The sequence below is a fragment of the Sinorhizobium sp. CCBAU 05631 genome (assembly GCF_002288505.1).
Taxonomy (GTDB): Bacteria; Pseudomonadota; Alphaproteobacteria; order Rhizobiales; family Rhizobiaceae; genus Sinorhizobium; species Sinorhizobium fredii_C.
In genome coordinates, this window is the sequence record NZ_CP023063.1 from 1,660,699 (window position 1) to 1,676,594 (window position 15,896).

15 protein-coding genes, 1 tRNA gene and 4 pseudogenes are annotated in these 15,896 nt (G+C 61.5%); 8 read left to right on the forward strand and 12 right to left on the reverse strand.

The window, feature by feature from the left end:
• Entirely contained in the window at positions 1–894 is an 894-nt protein-coding gene (locus SS05631_RS08245; RefSeq protein WP_037425195.1) for an NAD(P)/FAD-dependent oxidoreductase, read from the reverse strand.
• On the opposite strand from SS05631_RS08245, the gene SS05631_RS08250 reads away from it, so the two are divergent.
• Complete coding sequence (locus SS05631_RS08250) at positions 893–1,078, forward strand: hypothetical protein (RefSeq protein WP_037425197.1); 186 nt, start codon at positions 893–895, stop codon at positions 1,076–1,078. The genes SS05631_RS08245 and SS05631_RS08250 overlap by 2 nt on opposite strands.
• A gap of 86 nt (positions 1,079–1,164) precedes the next feature.
• Entirely contained in the window at positions 1,165–1,812 is a 648-nt protein-coding gene (locus SS05631_RS08255) for a TetR/AcrR family transcriptional regulator (protein ID WP_037425199.1), read from the forward strand.
• A gap of 13 nt (positions 1,813–1,825) precedes the next feature.
• Here the strand turns inward: SS05631_RS08255 and SS05631_RS08260 are convergent.
• The 5 genes and pseudogenes from SS05631_RS08260 to metG form a co-directional block, all read right to left on the reverse strand.
• Positions 1,826–2,329, reverse strand: a pseudogene (locus tag SS05631_RS08260) (helix-turn-helix domain-containing protein); the annotation flags it as partial.
• Between the two features lie 255 nt (positions 2,330–2,584).
• Entirely contained in the window at positions 2,585–3,958 is a 1,374-nt protein-coding gene (locus tag SS05631_RS08265) for an ISNCY family transposase (RefSeq protein WP_095677950.1), read from the reverse strand.
• A gap of 186 nt (positions 3,959–4,144) precedes the next feature.
• Entirely contained in the window at positions 4,145–4,981 is an 837-nt protein-coding gene (locus SS05631_RS08270) for an MBL fold metallo-hydrolase (RefSeq protein ID WP_037424467.1), read from the reverse strand.
• A 2-nt stretch (positions 4,982–4,983) separates the two neighbouring features.
• Positions 4,984–5,763 (reverse strand): TatD family hydrolase, encoded by a 780-nt coding sequence (locus tag SS05631_RS08275; protein ID WP_037424465.1) that lies wholly within the window; start codon positions 5,761–5,763, stop codon positions 4,984–4,986.
• A 14-nt stretch (positions 5,764–5,777) separates the two neighbouring features.
• Positions 5,778–7,328 carry a methionine--tRNA ligase gene (metG, locus tag SS05631_RS08280; RefSeq protein WP_037424463.1) on the reverse strand — a complete coding sequence of 517 codons (1,551 nt, stop codon included), beginning with the start codon at positions 7,326–7,328 and terminating at the stop codon, positions 5,778–5,780.
• Between the two features lie 174 nt (positions 7,329–7,502).
• On the opposite strand from metG, the pseudogene SS05631_RS08285 reads away from it, so the two are divergent.
• Positions 7,503–7,787: pseudogene (locus SS05631_RS08285) on the forward strand (pyrophosphatase).
• 108 nt (positions 7,788–7,895) lie between these two features.
• Here the strand turns inward: SS05631_RS08285 and SS05631_RS08290 are convergent.
• The 4 genes from SS05631_RS08290 to SS05631_RS08305 form a co-directional block, all read right to left on the reverse strand.
• Positions 7,896–8,927: a DNA polymerase III subunit delta' gene (locus SS05631_RS08290; protein WP_037424461.1), complete on the reverse strand. Its 1,032-nt coding sequence runs from the start codon at positions 8,925–8,927 to the stop codon at positions 7,896–7,898.
• Entirely contained in the window at positions 8,924–9,625 is a 702-nt protein-coding gene (gene tmk, locus SS05631_RS08295; RefSeq protein ID WP_037424478.1) for a dTMP kinase, read from the reverse strand. The genes SS05631_RS08290 and tmk overlap by 4 nt, the downstream gene beginning before the upstream one ends.
• A gap of 56 nt (positions 9,626–9,681) precedes the next feature.
• Entirely contained in the window at positions 9,682–10,836 is a 1,155-nt protein-coding gene (locus SS05631_RS08300) for a D-alanyl-D-alanine carboxypeptidase family protein (RefSeq protein ID WP_037424459.1), read from the reverse strand.
• A gap of 67 nt (positions 10,837–10,903) precedes the next feature.
• Entirely contained in the window at positions 10,904–11,938 is a 1,035-nt protein-coding gene (locus tag SS05631_RS08305; protein WP_037424457.1) for a septal ring lytic transglycosylase RlpA family protein, read from the reverse strand.
• Between the two features lie 299 nt (positions 11,939–12,237).
• Here SS05631_RS08305 and SS05631_RS08310 point away from each other — a divergent pair.
• Positions 12,238–12,327: transfer RNA gene (locus tag SS05631_RS08310), tRNA-Ser, on the forward strand.
• A 164-nt stretch (positions 12,328–12,491) separates the two neighbouring features.
• Positions 12,492–13,049 (forward strand): DUF1003 domain-containing protein, encoded by a 558-nt coding sequence (locus SS05631_RS08315; RefSeq protein ID WP_050988348.1) that lies wholly within the window; start codon positions 12,492–12,494, stop codon positions 13,047–13,049.
• 181 nt (positions 13,050–13,230) lie between these two features.
• On the opposite strand, the pseudogene SS05631_RS08320 reads toward SS05631_RS08315, so the two are convergent.
• A pseudogene (locus SS05631_RS08320) lies at positions 13,231–13,446 on the reverse strand (hypothetical protein); the annotation flags it as partial.
• On the opposite strand from SS05631_RS08320, the pseudogene SS05631_RS08325 reads away from it, so the two are divergent.
• A pseudogene (locus tag SS05631_RS08325) lies at positions 13,436–14,104 on the forward strand (DUF3604 domain-containing protein); the annotation flags it as partial. The pseudogenes SS05631_RS08320 and SS05631_RS08325 overlap by 11 nt on opposite strands.
• A gap of 116 nt (positions 14,105–14,220) precedes the next feature.
• Here the strand turns inward: SS05631_RS08325 and SS05631_RS08330 are convergent.
• Positions 14,221–14,535 carry a DUF1476 domain-containing protein gene (locus tag SS05631_RS08330; protein WP_037424455.1) on the reverse strand — a complete coding sequence of 105 codons (315 nt, stop codon included), beginning with the start codon at positions 14,533–14,535 and terminating at the stop codon, positions 14,221–14,223.
• A gap of 224 nt (positions 14,536–14,759) precedes the next feature.
• Here SS05631_RS08330 and purC point away from each other — a divergent pair, with 224 nt between their 5' ends.
• Together purC and purS are read left to right on the forward strand one after the other, a co-directional pair.
• Entirely contained in the window at positions 14,760–15,524 is a 765-nt protein-coding gene (gene purC / locus SS05631_RS08335; protein ID WP_018239850.1) for a phosphoribosylaminoimidazolesuccinocarboxamide synthase, read from the forward strand.
• Positions 15,525–15,558: 34 nt separating this feature from the next.
• A complete protein-coding gene (purS, locus tag SS05631_RS08340; RefSeq protein WP_012708154.1) occupies positions 15,559–15,801 on the forward strand; it encodes a phosphoribosylformylglycinamidine synthase subunit PurS in 243 nt (80 codons plus the stop codon).
• Positions 15,802–15,896 lie beyond the last annotated feature (95 nt).

Genomic DNA, 15,896 nt, shown 5'->3' on the forward strand with positions numbered 1-15,896 from the left:
TCAAACCAGCATCGACTGCTGGGCGAAGATACCCGCCATCGCGCCTTGCCATGATCCCGTGGTGACCGAGGGCATGAGGGGGTTGGCGAGGTCGCCGGCGGCGTAGATGCCGGGCTTGCTGGTTTCGCGGCGCTCGTCGACCTTGAGGGCGATGCCGAGGGGCGTATCGAGCGTGGCGAGGCCCAGTGATTCATGCAGGCTTGCGGACGGCTTGTTGTGCGGATGCGCGAACAGGATGTCGACCGCGACATCGGGGCCGGTATCGAGCTTGACGGTGGCGCTATGGCCCCCGTGACGGGCGATCTCGGTAATCCGGCCCTCGACGACAGGTATGTTGCGACGCGCCAGATCGGCTCGGATATCCGGCGGAATGTCGTGACCATCGGCGAAGAGCGTCAATCTGTGGGTCCAATCGTGGAACAGCCTGACCTGATTGTGCGACTGCGGGCCGGACCAGACGAGGCCCCAATGCTGGCCGGCGACTTCAAAGCCGTCGCAATAGGGGCAGGGCACGATGGACGTGCCCCAGCCTTCGGCAAAGCCAGGAACATCAGGCATCTGGTCGGCGACGCCATAGCTCAGGATCAGGCGCCGCGCCCCAAGGCTTTCGCCATCGCCAGTAAGGACGGAGAAATCATCGATGGCGCCGGAGACGCTGTCGGCCCGGGCATTGACCAGCCTGATCGTGGGATAACGCGCCAGCTGCTGCCGCGCCTCGGCCAGGATGTCCAGCGGAGGCTTGTGATCGTGGCCGAGCAAGCCATGCGAGTGGCCAGCGAAGCGATTGCGCAGCAGGCCGGTATCGAGAACGGTGACCTTGCGGCGGGCACGGCCGAGCTGCAGGGCGCCGGCTAGACCGGCAAAGCTGCCGCCGATGATGATGACGTCATCCATGGTGATGGGCTCCGTGTTGTGGATGGAAGGGGTGGGGTGGGGCCTGGCCCGCAATATCCAGCGATACGCACTCGAGGCGGGCAGCGAGCAGGGCTTCGGGATCGGCGAGGAATTTGCCCATGACTATGTTGACAGACCGGACGGTGCCGCATTCGATATCGCCGCGCGGCCCGGGGAATTTTAGGACATCTAACCATTGGCTTGCACATTTAAGATACTATATGGTATCGTAATTCAAGAATTACGATACTGTCAAGTACTGGAATTGCCGTGACCGAAAATAGCCAGGGCCGGCGCGGCCGGCCCGCCAACGAAGCGCTTGGCCAAACGATAATCGACGCCGCGTGCGAACTCTTTGTGGAACTGGGTTTCCAAGCGACGACATTGGACAAGGTCGCCCAGCGAGCGAAGATATCCAAGCTCAGCATCTATCGGCACTTCGAGAACAAGGAGGCGCTGTTCAGCGCGGCCATCGCGGCCCGCTGCCATCAGTTTGCACCACAGGCCCTTTTTGAAGGCGTCGATGGTTCGGCCGAAGATCGGCTCATGGCGGTGGGATCATCCCTGCTTCGCACGCTGTTGAGCCCGGACGTCCGCAGTGTCGAAGCCATGATCATGGCCGACAAGACGAATCAAAAGTCATTAAGTAAGCTCCATTACGAATCCGGACCCGCCCATGTCATCGCCCAAATCGAGGCCCTGCTGCGTCAGTTGCACGCGAAGGCGGTTCTGAACGTGCCCGATCCTCTCCGGTCCGCCCGCTTGTTTGCCGCGCTTTTCAAAGGATCCGATCTCCTGATTATCGCACGCTTCGATGAGGCGAGAGCAGGGGACGACAAGGAAATCGAATCCTATTGCCGGTCGGCCGTCGCCATGTTCATCGCCGCGCACGGTGGCAACGACCACGCGGGCGGATAGCCTAGTTAGGATCAAAATCAGGATGTTGGTCGATCCTGCAATCAAACGGGATTAAGCCATCGCCGGGCTCGCGGGAGCGGCGCGGCGGCGCTTGCGGCGGCCTTGCAGCAGATGCCGATAGAGCTCCAGCGCATAGTCTTCCTTGCCGTAGATAAAGCGATAGATCGTCTCGCTGCAGACGCGGACTGCGCTCACGCCATCGGCAAGCAGGCGACCGGCGATCTGCTCCGGCGACCAAAGCGCCTTCCGCTGCTCGATCCACGTAATTGCGGGTGACGCCTGAGCTTGCGAAGCCGTCGCGACGCTCCTTGGAGATGTCGTTGGCAATGCCGCTGTAGTAGCCGCTGTATTCCGGAAACTCGGCATCGTGAAAGGTGTTGCGCTTCAGCTCGCGGTAGATCGTCGAGCGATGACGGCCGAGCTGCCGAGCAATTTCGGCAACCGAAACCTTGCGTTCCATCAGCTGTTGCAAACGACGACGATCGGGAAGGGTGAGCTGCGAATAGCAAAGCGACATGCAAAAAGTTCCAAGGGCCAACTCATTGTCTTTATTGCCATGTCGCACTTGGAAATAGAATGTACCCCGGCCAATAGAAATGTGGCGGCCAGGGTGAAATGTCCGCTCCGGCGCAAAGTAGAAATGTCACTTGCAGCGCTGCCACACGGCACGAGGACCAGCCCCGATCTGACCGGCTGGTCCGGGTTGCAAGGTGAGATCGGGGCGGGTGGATTATCCACTGATCGGCTTTAGCTTTGACAGCCAGACCGCTGATTATTCTGCGGCATCAAGGCGAGAGAGCGCTTGCTGCCGCCGGCCCATGACCGCGGGATCGTTCATAAAATCCGTCCGTTTGCCCGGCTTACGGCCGCGTGGCGTGTAGCCTTTCTTGTCGCTGTTGGTCCGGACCTTCGGCGCCGGCAACTGCTCCTGCCGCCCCTTGATGTAGGCCAGCACATCGGAAAGCCGCTTGTTCTCGGTGATCGCCGCATGCGTCACCCGCTGGTCCTTGTCGAACGTCTTATAAGGCAGGGAATGTCCCTTCCAGCGCACGTCGAGCCGGCCGTCGGCGAAAGCGTAGGTCTCGACATAGCGCCCGACCAGTCCGCGTGCCACCTCGTTCTCCTCGAGCATGATCCGCTTGCGCTCGTAGGAGAACGTCAACTGGGCGCCGACATAACGCTGCTCGCGCTTGCAGAGAATATCCTTTAGCCGGTCCGGCATGAGGTTCAGCGGCCGATGCAGATCCTCCGACCGGGCAGGGGTGCGGGCAAAGCGTGCATTGTGACGCGCGATAAAGCCGGGCAGGAAGTCGTTGCCTGCGTCCATGCCGGAGATCCCGGCGAGCCGCAGTTCCTTGACCAGCCGGTCCTGCAGCGTTCGGTTCATCCGCTCGACCCGGCCCTTCGCCTGGCTCGAATTTGCGCAAAGAATCTCGATGTTTAGCTCTGAAAGCGCGCGGCCGAACTGCGTCATGCCCTGACCGCCCTTGGCATCCTTCTTCGCCACCCGGAACACCGAATGCTTGTCGGAATAGAAGGCGACTGGAGCACCATGCGCCTGCAGATAGAGCTCCAGCGCCTCGAAATAGCTGAACGCACTTTCCGAGCGCACGAACCGCAACTGCATCAACTTGCCGGTCGCATCATCGACGAACACCAAAAGCGAGCACGGCGGCCCGCGATCCTCGAACCAGCGATGCTCGGAGCCGTCGATCTGCACCAGCTCGCCCAAGGCCTCACGGCGCAGCCGCGGCTGATGGAACGTCCGGCGCTGTTTGCGTGACAGCCACAGGCCGGCCTCCGACATCCATTTGCGCAAGGTCTCGCGCGACACGGTTAGACCATCAAGCTCGGCAAGCTTCTCGGCCGCCAGCGTCGGACCGAAGTCCGCATAACGCTCGCGCACGATCGCCACCGCATAGTCGCGCACGCCGTCGCAAATCCGGTTGTTCGATGGGCGACCGATCGCCTTGTGGCGGATCGATGCCGCACCATCCGTCCGGATCCGCTCCAGGAGCCGGCGAACCTGGCGGGTGCTCAGATCAAGCACATGTCCAGCCGACACCATCGTCATCCGGCCGTCGACCACCTTCGACAAAACCTCGATCCGCTGCAGGTCGCGCTCGCTCATCGCAATCAATCCCATCCGCAATCTCCCACGTCATCAAAACGCGGGGAGAGTGACATTCTTACTTTGCAGGATCAGGACACTTTAACTTTGCGGCTACATAGAAGTATCGCATAAGATAGATTATGGAACTAACCCATCGGAGATAATTCCACTATTTCAATCCGAATCAAAAGCTTGCAGGCAAATCCTGTCAGACAGCCTTTACGCCTCTTCGGCGGTCGGCACGTCGACTTCGAGCTCCAGCCGCATCATGTCATAGGCCGGCTCGACATGGTCCGGCGTCTCGTCGCGCACGACGTCGTAGTCGAGCGGCACATGCATGTGCGTCAGTACGGCGCGCTTCGGCTGCAGTCGCTCGATCCAGCCGAGCGACTGCACCAGCGACAGATGGCTTGGATGAAACTTGTATTGCAAGGTGTCGATGACCAGCAGATCGAGTTCGCTCAGCTTGCCGATCGTCTCGGCCGGAAAGTCGCTGACGTCGCTGCAGTAGGCAAAATTGCCGATGCGGAAGCCGAGCGAATGGATGTTTCCATGAAACTGCATCAGAGGCTGGAAGGCTATCGGTCCGCCGGCGCCGTGGACGATAACCGGCGGAAGATCCTCTGGGATGACATGCGGTTCGACGATCGGCGGATATCCGCTGCCGGGCGGCGCTTCCAGGCAGTAGCGGAATCCGTCGCGAATCCGAGCCATGGTAAAGGCGTCCGCCCAGATCGGCACACGCCTGCGGTTTTCGATGACGAAGCCGCGCAGATCGTCGATGCCGTGCAGATGATCCGCATGCGCATGCGTGTAAAGCACGGCGTCGATGTGGCGCACATCGGCCGCCACCATCTGGGTGCGGAAATCGGGGCCTGTGTCGATGACGACGGTCGTCTTGCCGCCGTCCGGTGCGAACTGCTCCACGAGCAGCGCGGCGCGCAAGCGGCGATTGCGTGGATTTGACGGATCGCAGGCACCCCAGTCGCCGGTGATGCGCGGCACCCCGGGCGACGAGCCGCAGCCCAGGATGGTGAAGACCCGCCGAAACGCCACGTCTAGAGCCTCGGCATCTTGGAAAAGATTCGCAAGGCGTTTTCCGTCGTGATCTCCGCAATTTCCTCTTTCGTGACGCCGATTGTTTCGGCGAGGACGTCGGCCGTGTGCGCAACATAGGCCGGCTCGTTGCGCTTGCCGCGGAAAGGCTTCGGCGCCAGATAGGGCGCATCCGTTTCGACGATCAGGCGATCGCGCGGGATCGTCTTGGCTATATCCCTCAGTTCCTGAGACTTCGGGAAGGTCAGGATTCCCGAAAAGGAGACATAGCCGCCGAGATCGACGCCGGTGCGCGCCAGGTCGGCTCCGGAAGAGAAGCAGTGGAGAAGGAAGGGGAAGGCACCCTTCCCCGCTTCCTCCGTCAGGATCGCAGCCATATCCTCGTCCGCCGACCGGCTGTGAATGACGAGCGGCAGCCCGGTTTCGCGCGCCGCCGCTATATGGCGACGCAGACCCTCCGCCTGCGCATCTCGCGGTGCATTGTCGTAGAAATAGTCAAGACCCGCCTCGCCGATCGCCACCACCTTCGGATGGGCCGACAGGCGCACGAGGTCCTTCGCCGTGATGTCCAGCTCTTCGTCGGCGTTGTGCGGATGGGTACCGACCGAGCAGAAGACGTTCTCGTATTTCTCGGCGATCACCAATATCGACTCGAAGCGCTTCACGCGGGTCGAGATTGTCACCATCTGGGTCACGCCTGCCTGCCGGGCGCGTTGGATGATCTCGTCGCGCTCGGCGTCGAAATCCGAAAAATCCAGATGGCAGTGCGTGTCGATCAGCATCCGTTCGCTCTCGCTTACGCTTCCGGTGCAACGTAGCGCGGAAAGACCGGCTTCGGCGCCTCGAGCGGCGTGCCGGGAACCAGGCGGCCCGGCTCGCCAAGGTCGGCGAAACTCCGCCTTTCTTCGGGGACCGCCACCAGATCCAAGAGCTTGCCCGCCGATTCGGGCATGAAGGGCTGCAGCAGGATCGCGATCTGGCGCACCACCTCCGCCGTCACGTAGAGCACGGTCCCCATGCGCTCCGGATCAGTCTTCTTGAGCGCCCAGGGTTCCTGCCCGGCGAAATAGCGGTCCGTCTCGGAAACCACGGCAATGATCGCGGCGAGCGCGCGGTGGATGAGCTGCTTGCCCATTTCCACACGCGTCGTATCGAGGAGCGAATCGGCGGCAACGAGCATCGCCTTATCCTCGTCCGTCAGCGGACCGCAGACCGGAACCTGGGCGTCGCAGTTCTTGACGATCATGGACAGAGAGCGGCTGGCGAGATTGCCGATACCGTTGGCTAGGTCGGAATTGATGCGGGTCGCGATTCCCTCCTCGCTGTAGCTGCCGTCCTGGCCGAAGGAGACTTCCCGCAGGAAGAAATAGCGGATCTGGTCCAAGCCGAAATGTTCGACGAGGTTGAACGGGTCGACCACGTTGCCGAGCGACTTCGACATCTTCTCGCCCTTGTTGAGCAGGAAACCATGCGCGAAGACGCGTTTCGGCAGCGGCAGGCCCGCCGACATCAGGAAAGCCGGCCAGTAGACGGCATGGAAGCGGATGATGTCCTTGCCGATGACGTGGATATTCGCCGGCCAGAACTTTGCCCGCGGTCCCGACGGATCGGCCAAATAGCCCGTCGCGGTGAGATAGTTCGTCAAGGCGTCCACCCAGACATACATGACATGGGCAGGATCGTTCGGCACCCGGATGCCCCAGTCGAAGGTCGTGCGCGAGACCGACAGATCCTTCAGGCCCGACTTGACGAAGGAGATCACCTCGTTGCGCCGCTCGGCGGGGCCGATGAAATCGGGGTTGTCCTCGTAGAGTTTGAGGAGCTTGTCCTGATAGGCCGACAGACGGAAGAAGTAGCTCTCCTCCTCCACCCACTCGACCGGCGTTCCCTGCGGCCCGTAGCGCACACCGTCGTCGCGCAGTTCCGTCTCGTTTTCCTGGTAATAGGCCTCGTCGCGAACAGAGTACCAGCCGGCATAGGCGTCCTTGTAAAGGTCACCTGCCTCGCCCATGCGGATCCAGATTGCCTGCGACGCCTCGTGATGACGCTTCTCCGTCGTGCGGATGAAGTCGTCGTTCGACGCGTTGAGCAGTTCGGCCATCTTTTCGAACTCGGCCGAGTTGCGGTCGGCAAGCTCCTGCGGCGAGATGCCCTCTTTGCGTGCCGTCTGCTGCATCTTCTGGCCGTGTTCATCGGTCCCCGTCAGGAAGAAGACCTCGCGCCCGTCCAGCCTCTGATAGCGCGCCATGGCGTCCGTCGCGATCAGCTCATAGGCGTGGCCGATATGCGGCTTGCCGTTCGGGTAAGAAATCGCGGTGGTGATGTAGAACGGGGACGTATCTCTCATAGCGGCTTCGATTTATCTCGGATCGGAAACTATGGCTGCTATTAGCGCATCGCCTTTAGGTAGGGAACCGTTACGCCCAGAAAAACCCTGAGGGACAGTAGCGTCTTGAGGCAGCTTGGCCGTTGACATCTGCGGCCGGTGGGAACAAACCATAAACACGGAAAGGGGAAAGCGATGCTGCGTGATCCGTTCGAAAAAGCTTCGGCTGCCTATGCCAACCAACACGCCATCGTCCGAGATCCGGACTGGTACATTCTGAGGCTGCAGGAGGAGCTCGGCGAACTGACACAGGCATAGAACAAGGCGAGCGGTCGCGGGCGAACGGCTGGCACGCCGATCGACGCATGGCGACGGTCGCTTGCAGACGAGACGGCCGATCTTCTCGGCCATGTCCTGCTCTTCGCCTACACTACAGCGCCGCGCGTCTATAGACGAGCAAAGGCCGCTGTAGCACTTTGAATTGCTGAATGATTTTTTCCTCAAATCGATTCCGATTTAAGGAATCATGCAGTAACGATATCGACCTTTGCCGCGGCGATCGAGCGGAAGTGGAATTTCAGGCCGGACCTATAGGGCGTCCTTCAAATCGTCGAGCAGGGACAGGATCGTCTGCTTGCGATCGAGATTATAGGCGTCGCTTACGGTCAGCCGCTCGCCGAAGCTGCCGGAGAGCCTGGCGAAGCGCTCGGCTCGGTGAATGTCGCCGGCAATGGCCGCCTCGCGCGCCAGCCGCATCACCCTCCCCGTGACGAGCGACGAGAAGAAGTCGTAAATCGTTTCGCTGTCCCTCGCCGAGAGAATGTCGGCGAGCTTGTGCATCTGCTTGCGGACGGCCGGGCCCTTCCCTGCGAGAACGTCCTCGAAGGCGGCTGCGATGTCGAGCCCGCCATAATTGATCAGCTTCAGCGCCTCGGAAACGCTGCCGCTCGCCGCGGCAATGATTCCATCGGCGCTCGGACCGGCCAGATCGAAGCCCAGATGGGCGAGCGCCAGGCGCATTGGCTCCGCTTCGAGCGGCTTCAGCCGCAGCGGCAGGCAGCGCGAACGGATCGTCGGCAACAGCTTTCCGGGCGCGTGCGTCAGCACGAGAAACAGTGAGCGGCGCGGCGGCTCCTCGAGGATCTTCAGAATCGCGTTGGCGGCATTGCGGTTGAGATCGTCGGCGGGATCGACGATGACGATGCGCCAGTTCCCCGTGCCCGATGTCTGCCCAAAGAATTTTCCGGCGCGGCGGACCTCGTCCACGGTGATCGCTCCCTTCGCCCTGCCCGTCTTCTCGTCGACGGGGCGCGTGAGATGCAACAGATTGTGCGACGCGCCGGAGGCAAGCTGCCGCGTGACGAGCGACGCCGGATAGGGGTCGTCGAGGAGTTCGGGCGCCTCCGCGGGCTCGGGATGGCTGAGCACATGATTGGCGAACCGGAACGCGAGCGTCGCCTTGCCGATCCCCTCGGGGCCTTCGATGAGGATTGCATGGTGGCCCTTGCCGGACCTGTAGCTCTGGGCAAGAAAGGCTTCGGCTTCACGATGGCCGAAGAGCTTGTTGTTTTCCACGGGAGCGACTGCCCCCTCGAGCACGCCGGGACGTTCCATGGTCATGATGCCGCTTCGACCGCGGACGACTGCGGTTCGCCATTGCCCGGCAGCAGCGCCTCCACCAGCCTCAGGACTTCCGCTGCGATCGCCTCCGGAGGACGGGTGGCATCGACGACCCGGCACCGCTGGGGATCGGCCTCGGCAATGTCGAGGAAAGCCTCGCGGCGCTTCTCGTGCGTCTCGAGCTGCTCCTTTTCGAAGCGGTCCGGGTCCTCGCTGGAACGGCGCCGGGCGCGTTCCAACCCGACCTCAGCAGGCAGATCGAAGATGATCGTCCGATCGGGAATGACGCCGTTCACGGCGACGCGCTCGAGCGTTTCGATGAAGCCGGGCTCGAGATTGCCGGTGACGCCCTGATAGACGCGGGAGGAATCCATGAAGCGGTCACAGAGCACGATCCTCCCGTGCTGCAAGGCGGGGCGGATGACTTCCTCGACATGGTCGCTGCGCGCCGCCGCGAACAGAATCGCCTCCATGCGGACACCGAAGGGTTCCGCTGCACCCGACAGTAAGACGTGGCGGACCGCCTCCGCCCCTATGGAGCCGCCGGGCTCACGGGTGGTCAGCACGTCAAAGCCTCGGGCGCTGAGCGAATCGGCGAGAAGGCGCATCTGGGTCGATTTTCCCGCCCCTTCTCCACCCTCGAATGTTACGAACAATCCCTTTGTCAGCGACACAAGTTCTTCCAGATCGGCGTGCATACCGGTTCTGTTTAGCCGATTGATCTGGCGGAAGGAACCGTCAAGCACCGCATTTGTCACAGCCAGAAGAACAGAAGTTCCTGCAGGGCGTCGAGCGCCCGGCTGCTGAGCGTGCCGGGCCCAACCGCCTCGGCCGTTCTGACCGGCACTTCCCTCAGCAGCTTCTCGCCGTTCCAGAGCTTGACGACGCCTACCTGCTGGCCGGCTGCCACCGGCGCCGTCAGCGGCCATTTGTAGACGATCCTCGCCGTCAACCGTTCCGGATTGTTGACCGGAAGCAGCAGGTCGACCGGGTCACCCGCGACCAGCGAGACGCGAGACGCCGCCCCGCCGTAAACGCTCGCCTCGCCGATCGTCTCGCCTTCAGCGAAGATGCGCCGCTTCTCGAAATTCGTCATTGCCCAGTCGAGCACGCGGCGGCTTTCCTCGATCCTCTCCTTGTCGGTTTCAAGGCCGGCCATCGCCAGATAGACCCGGCGGTCGCCGCGCTGCATGGAGGCGGCAAGCGAGAAGCCGGACCCTTCCGCAAAACCGGTCGCCAGCCCGTCGACTCCGACATTGGCGGCAATCAGCGGGTTCTTGTTGCGCTGAAGGATCTTGTTCCACTCGAATTCAGGCTGAGCATAGAGGCGGTAGAATTCCGGATGCGCGTCGCGCAGATGGCGTGACAGGGTGACGAGTTCACGCATCGTGATCCTGTTTCCCGGATCCGGCAGGCCCGTCGCATTCTTGAAGGTCGCAACCGGCATGCCAAGCGCGCGGGCGCGTTTGTTCATCCGTTCGGCGAAGGCCGCCTCACTGCCGGCCATGCCCTCGGCCAGGATGATGCAGGCGTCATTCGCCAGTTGCACAGTCGCGCCTTGAATGAGGTCTGCAACGCGGATCTGGGATTTGATCGCGGCGAACATCGTGGCCGTGCCGGACGGTGCACCGCCTGTTCGCCAAGCATGTTCGGAAACCGGAAAGGTCGTCTCCGGCGTCAGTTCGCCCTTCTCCAGCGCCTCGAAGACCACGTCCATTGCCATCAGCTTGGCAAGCGAGGCGGGCGGTACAGGATCGTCTTCGCCGCGCGCGAAGAGCACGGTGCCTGTTTCCGCATCGACGAGGTAGATTTGCTTCGCCTTCGTATCGAAGGCCGGCGTTTGCGCTGTCGCCTCCCCCTGAGCGATCGCCGCCAGGATGCCCACGATCGCGAACCACTTCATGCGCATGAGAAACTCCGGTTTCTCATGCGGGCATAGCAGTGCAGAGCCCCCCGTTCAATCGGCATCGATCGGATCAGATGGCGCCTTGATGCCGCTTCGCATAGGCCAGGATCGACTCGGGAGTGAGCGGATTGGAATCGACCATGATCGCTTCGAAGGGAGAGGCCTTGTCGCTGACGCGCACTTCGACATAGGCAGCCGCATAGGCCATGGTGCCGTCCGGCAGCGGGATCAATTCGGGCCGCTCGGTCGGGATCGGGCCGATGTCCGGCAGCAGCACGAATTCGGTCATAGCCGGCGGCGTCGGGAAGGCTTGCGCGGGCGCGGCGAGTGCGTTCACCGGGGCGCCTGAGCCGAGCATCGACTTGGCCGGGACCGTGACGGTGCCGAGATCCTGCACCTGGTTGCGCAGCGGTTCGTTCGAGGCGACCATGACCCCCGTCGCGATCTGGCCTTCGGGCATCACACCCGGAGAACGATCGCCTTTCCTGACGTAGGACGCCATGAGATAGGGCATGTCGTTGCCCTCGAGCGGAGCCCGGCCGACATATTGAACGCGAACCTTGGCGCTCCCCTTGCGCTTGATGTCCAGCATGTCAGCCGTCTTTGAGGAGACGTCGATGAGCCGGCCGTATTCATAGGGACCGCGGTCGTTGACGCGGACGATCACCGACGTGCCGTTCTCGAGGTTCGTGACCCGGGCATAGCTCGGCAGAGGGAAGGTCGGGTGCGCCGCCGACAGGTGATACTTGTCGTAGACTTCGCCGTTTGCCGTCAGGCGACCGTGAAAGGCCGATCCGTACCACGAGGCCATGCCGGTCTTGTTGTAGCCGAAATCCTCTTTCGGCTGATACCACCTGCCCTTGACCTGATAGGCCTTGCCCACCTGATAGCGGCCGCCGCCCTTCGGAATATTGCGTCCGGTGGCGACCCGCGGGCTGGCTTTGACGCCATAGACGGATTCGGCGAAGTATTCCTTGCTTCGCGACTTGCTCTTCTTGACACTCGATGTCGTCGATCCGCAGGCGGCAAGCATTGCGCACAGCAACGGAACTGCAGCGAGCCGAATTCCCCTCACAAGGTATGCCGCTTTTCTATCGGATGTCATCTGTCCCACAAGATCATTCGCAATGCCGCACCGAAATGATCCGCACTAGCCCACGCGCAGAATTCGGCGTTCCGAAACGGAACAATCAAAGTAATCATGACAACAACAAGGCGGAATTGCGAACTGGATGGCGAAAGCGCGATTGAAATCTCGTCTTATGGTTTACAGAACGTAAAGATCGAAGGGCCGAAAGCCGCCAGATGGACAGTGCCAGTCCCTACGCGGAGCAACAAAATCATGGTGCTGAGCACAGCAAATCTTGCAAAGCCCGTTTGCTTCGGGCAATAACGCGGCTGCCCGGAGGAGTGGCCGAGCGGTTTAAGGCACCGGTCTTGAAAACCGGCGTGCGTGAAAGCGTACCGTGGGTTCGAATCCCACCTCCTCCGCCACTGAGCTTCCCAAATCTTCCTATCAGCACCGAGTTGACAACCGGGATCGTCCAGGGTCCGCGCCCGCTTGGCCGCATATCATTATCTCCTGACCGGAACTTTGTATCTGCAGCGGGGTTGCAGGCGATGTGCGAGCAAGATCAATCAGTGACGTTGCCGAGCGCATGCCCATTTCGAGAAAGCCACCCGATGAAGAAGCGACGGATCGGCCGCTTGCAGGCTCGCGCAGGCTGGATCGTAACATCAATGCGATTCTGAAACGGCGCCGGGAGGCGGAACTTGGAAAGACGCTTCAAGACAAGATTGCAGATACAATTACGCGCTTTGCCGGCTCGATGACCTTCATCTATCTTCATCTCGCGGCATGCGTCTTCTGGATCGCGGCGAACATGAGATGGTTGCCTGGTGTGCCCGTCTTCGACCCGAGCTTTGTAATCCTCGCCATGGTCGCCTCCGTGGAGGCGATCTTCATCTCCACTTTCGTTCTCATCAGTCAGAACCGAATGGCGGCGGACGACGACAAGCGGGCAGATCTCAACCTGCAAATATCACTGCTGGCCGAACAGGAGGCGACCCAACTGCTGACCTTGGTCTCGGCAATTGCCGCTCGGCTTGACGTGAGGACAGCGGTAGACGCCGAGGTCGGCGAACTCGCGACCGAAGTGACCCCCGAAGACGTGCTCGACCGACTGGAAAAACGGCAAGCCGGCAGCGACGATTAGATACCGCTCTTGCGAATCTACTCGAGGCAAAACCTCCTACCTTCCGGAGTTCGAAACCGCGGTCGGCATTGCTGCGCTCCGAAGCCGCTTTCTCGTTAGATGCATTCTTTGCATTTCGTTGGGTTTGCGACGGGATCAGTCGCTTGCTCCAGGGATCAGCCTTGATCTTTCGGCCACCAGGCTAGAACTTCACCACGAGCCCGAGAATCGGACCCTGCTGCACGACGTCGAACAGAAAACCGTCGTTGCTGTAGTCGACGCCCAGGGCGCGGTAGCCGGCGACAGCCGACACCGTGTCGCTGAAGCGATAGCCGATGGCGGCGGCGACGTCCCAGTCGAGGTCGGCCTGGCCGGCGCCCACGAGGCCCCATCCGGTCAGAAAGATCTCCGGCGTGAAGATCATGGACTGGGAGGTCTCGGCCTCCGGCTATGCGGCGGTCTGGACCAGGGAAAACAGGCGCGAATCCCTGTGGGACGCGATGGAACGCAAGGAAACCTATGCCACGACCGGGCCGCGCATGATCGTGCGCTTCTTCGGCGGATGGGACTTCGAGGCCCGTGATGCCGAGGATCGCCTGCCGGCGCGGATCGGCTACAGCAAGGGCGTGCCGATGGGTGGCGACCTCAGCGCGGCACCCGGCGGCAAAGCGCCGACCTTCCTTGTCGCGGCGTTGAAGGACCCGATCGGCGCCAATCTCGACCGCTACCAGATCGTCAAGGGCTGGTTGGACAAGGACGGAAACCCGCACGAGAAGGTCTATGACGTCGCCTGGTCGGGCGACGGCAAGCTTCCACCGGTCGGCAATACCGTAGACGAGGCGAACGCCACCTGGACCAACACGGTCGGCGCACCTGAACTCATCGCCGTGTGGAAGGATCCGGAATTCGACTCCAACCAGCCCGCCTTCTATTACGGCCGGGTGATCGAAATTCCGACACCGCGCTGGACCGCCTATGACGGCAAGCGATTTGGCGTGAAGCCTTTGCCGGGCACCGCGACGACCATCACGGAGCGCGCCTACACGTCGCCGATCTGGTACACGCCGAAGTCCTGACGGCATGCCGCTGACCGCGTCGGAAAGATTTGAGAACGTTCGGCAGTGCCGCAGATCTTTTCGCGTGGCCAGGCATCGAAGCCGCCACGCAAAATCGACGAATTCAATTCCTGGGACTAGCTGTTCTGGACCTGCTCGACCGCTTGTGCCAGGAACTCCAGCATGCGCACGCGGATGTCGGCTTCCGACTGCGCCACCCCGGCCGCGTCGAAGTCGGCCTTGATCTTGCGCACGACGTCCTCGTGGCCGGCTTCCTCGATATCTGCGGTGATGACGTCACGCGCGTAGGCTTCGGGGTCCGCCTTGTTGAGGAGGCCGGCGGCCCAGAGGCCGAGCATCCTGTTGCGCCGCGCCAAGGCCTTGAACCTCAACTCTTCGTCCATCGCGAACTTTGCCTCGAAAGCCTTCTCGCGATCCTGCATCGTCGTCATCAATCGACCTCCCTCAAGTTGCCGGCCAGCATTCTCGCATAATGCAGTGTGCCGGCGGAAGAGCAACCTGCGTTTTCGTCTTTGGCGCCTTTCATGATACCCTGATCTAAATCGGGGGAAGGAAAGATACGCCGATTGTGAAATGCGTTCTTTTCAGATATGGACCCGCTGAGAAAATTCCAAATGCGCGACCCAAGAGCGCCAACAACCACAGAGACAAGTCCATGAATCGTCGCCGCCGTATCTACGAGGGCAAGGCAAAGATCCTTTACGAGGGTCCGGAACCGGGCACGCTCATCCAGTTCTTCAAGGATGATGCGACCGCGTTCAACAAGAAGAAGCATGACGTCATCGACGGCAAGGGCGTACTCAACAACCGCATTTCCGAGTACATCTTCACTCATCTCAACAAGATCGGCATTCCGACGCACTTCATTCGCCGCCTCAACATGCGCGAGCAACTGATCAAGGAAGTGGAGATCATTCCGCTCGAGATCGTCGTGCGCAATGTCGCCGCCGGTTCGCTCGCAAAGCGCCTCGGCATCGAGGAAGGCACCGTGCTGCCGCGCTCGATCATCGAGTTCTACTACAAGGCCGATGCGCTCGACGACCCGATGGTCTCGGAAGAGCACATCACCGCGTTCGGCTGGGCGAGCCCGCAGGAACTCGACGATATCATGGCGCTTGCCATCCGCATCAACGACTTCCTGTCGGGCCTCTTCCTTGGCGTCGGCATCCAGCTCGTCGACTTCAAGATCGAATGCGGCCGCCTCTACGAAGGCGACATGATGCGCATCGTTCTGGCCGACGAGATTTCGCCGGACAGCTGCCGGCTGTGGGACGTCGAGACCAAGGAAAAGATGGACAAGGATCGGTTCCGCCGCGACATGGGCGGCCTGGTCGAGGCCTATCAGGAAGTGGCCCGCCGTCTCGGCATCATCAACGAGAACGAGCCGCCGCGCGGTTCCGGACCCGTGCTCGTCAAGTAACGATGCTGGCCAAGTGAATTTCGGGGATAAGCAAGTGATCAAGGCACGCGTAACCGTGACGTTGAAGAATGGCGTTCTGGACCCTCAAGGCAAGGCAATCGAAGGCGCGCTCGGGGCGCTTGGCTTCGACGGCATCGGCCAGGTCCGCCAGGGCAAGGTCTTCGACCTGCAGCTCGAGACCGCAGACAAGGCCAAGGCCGAAGCCGAGCTCAAGGCTATGTGCGAGAAGCTGCTCGCCAACACGGTGATCGAAAATTACAGTATTTCCCTCGCCTGACGGCGGGGGAATTTCTGCGCCGGCCGTCACGATCGGACGCGACCCTCGGATCGGTTCACCGGCGTTTCCAGCATTGATGTTCACCTCGCGCGCTT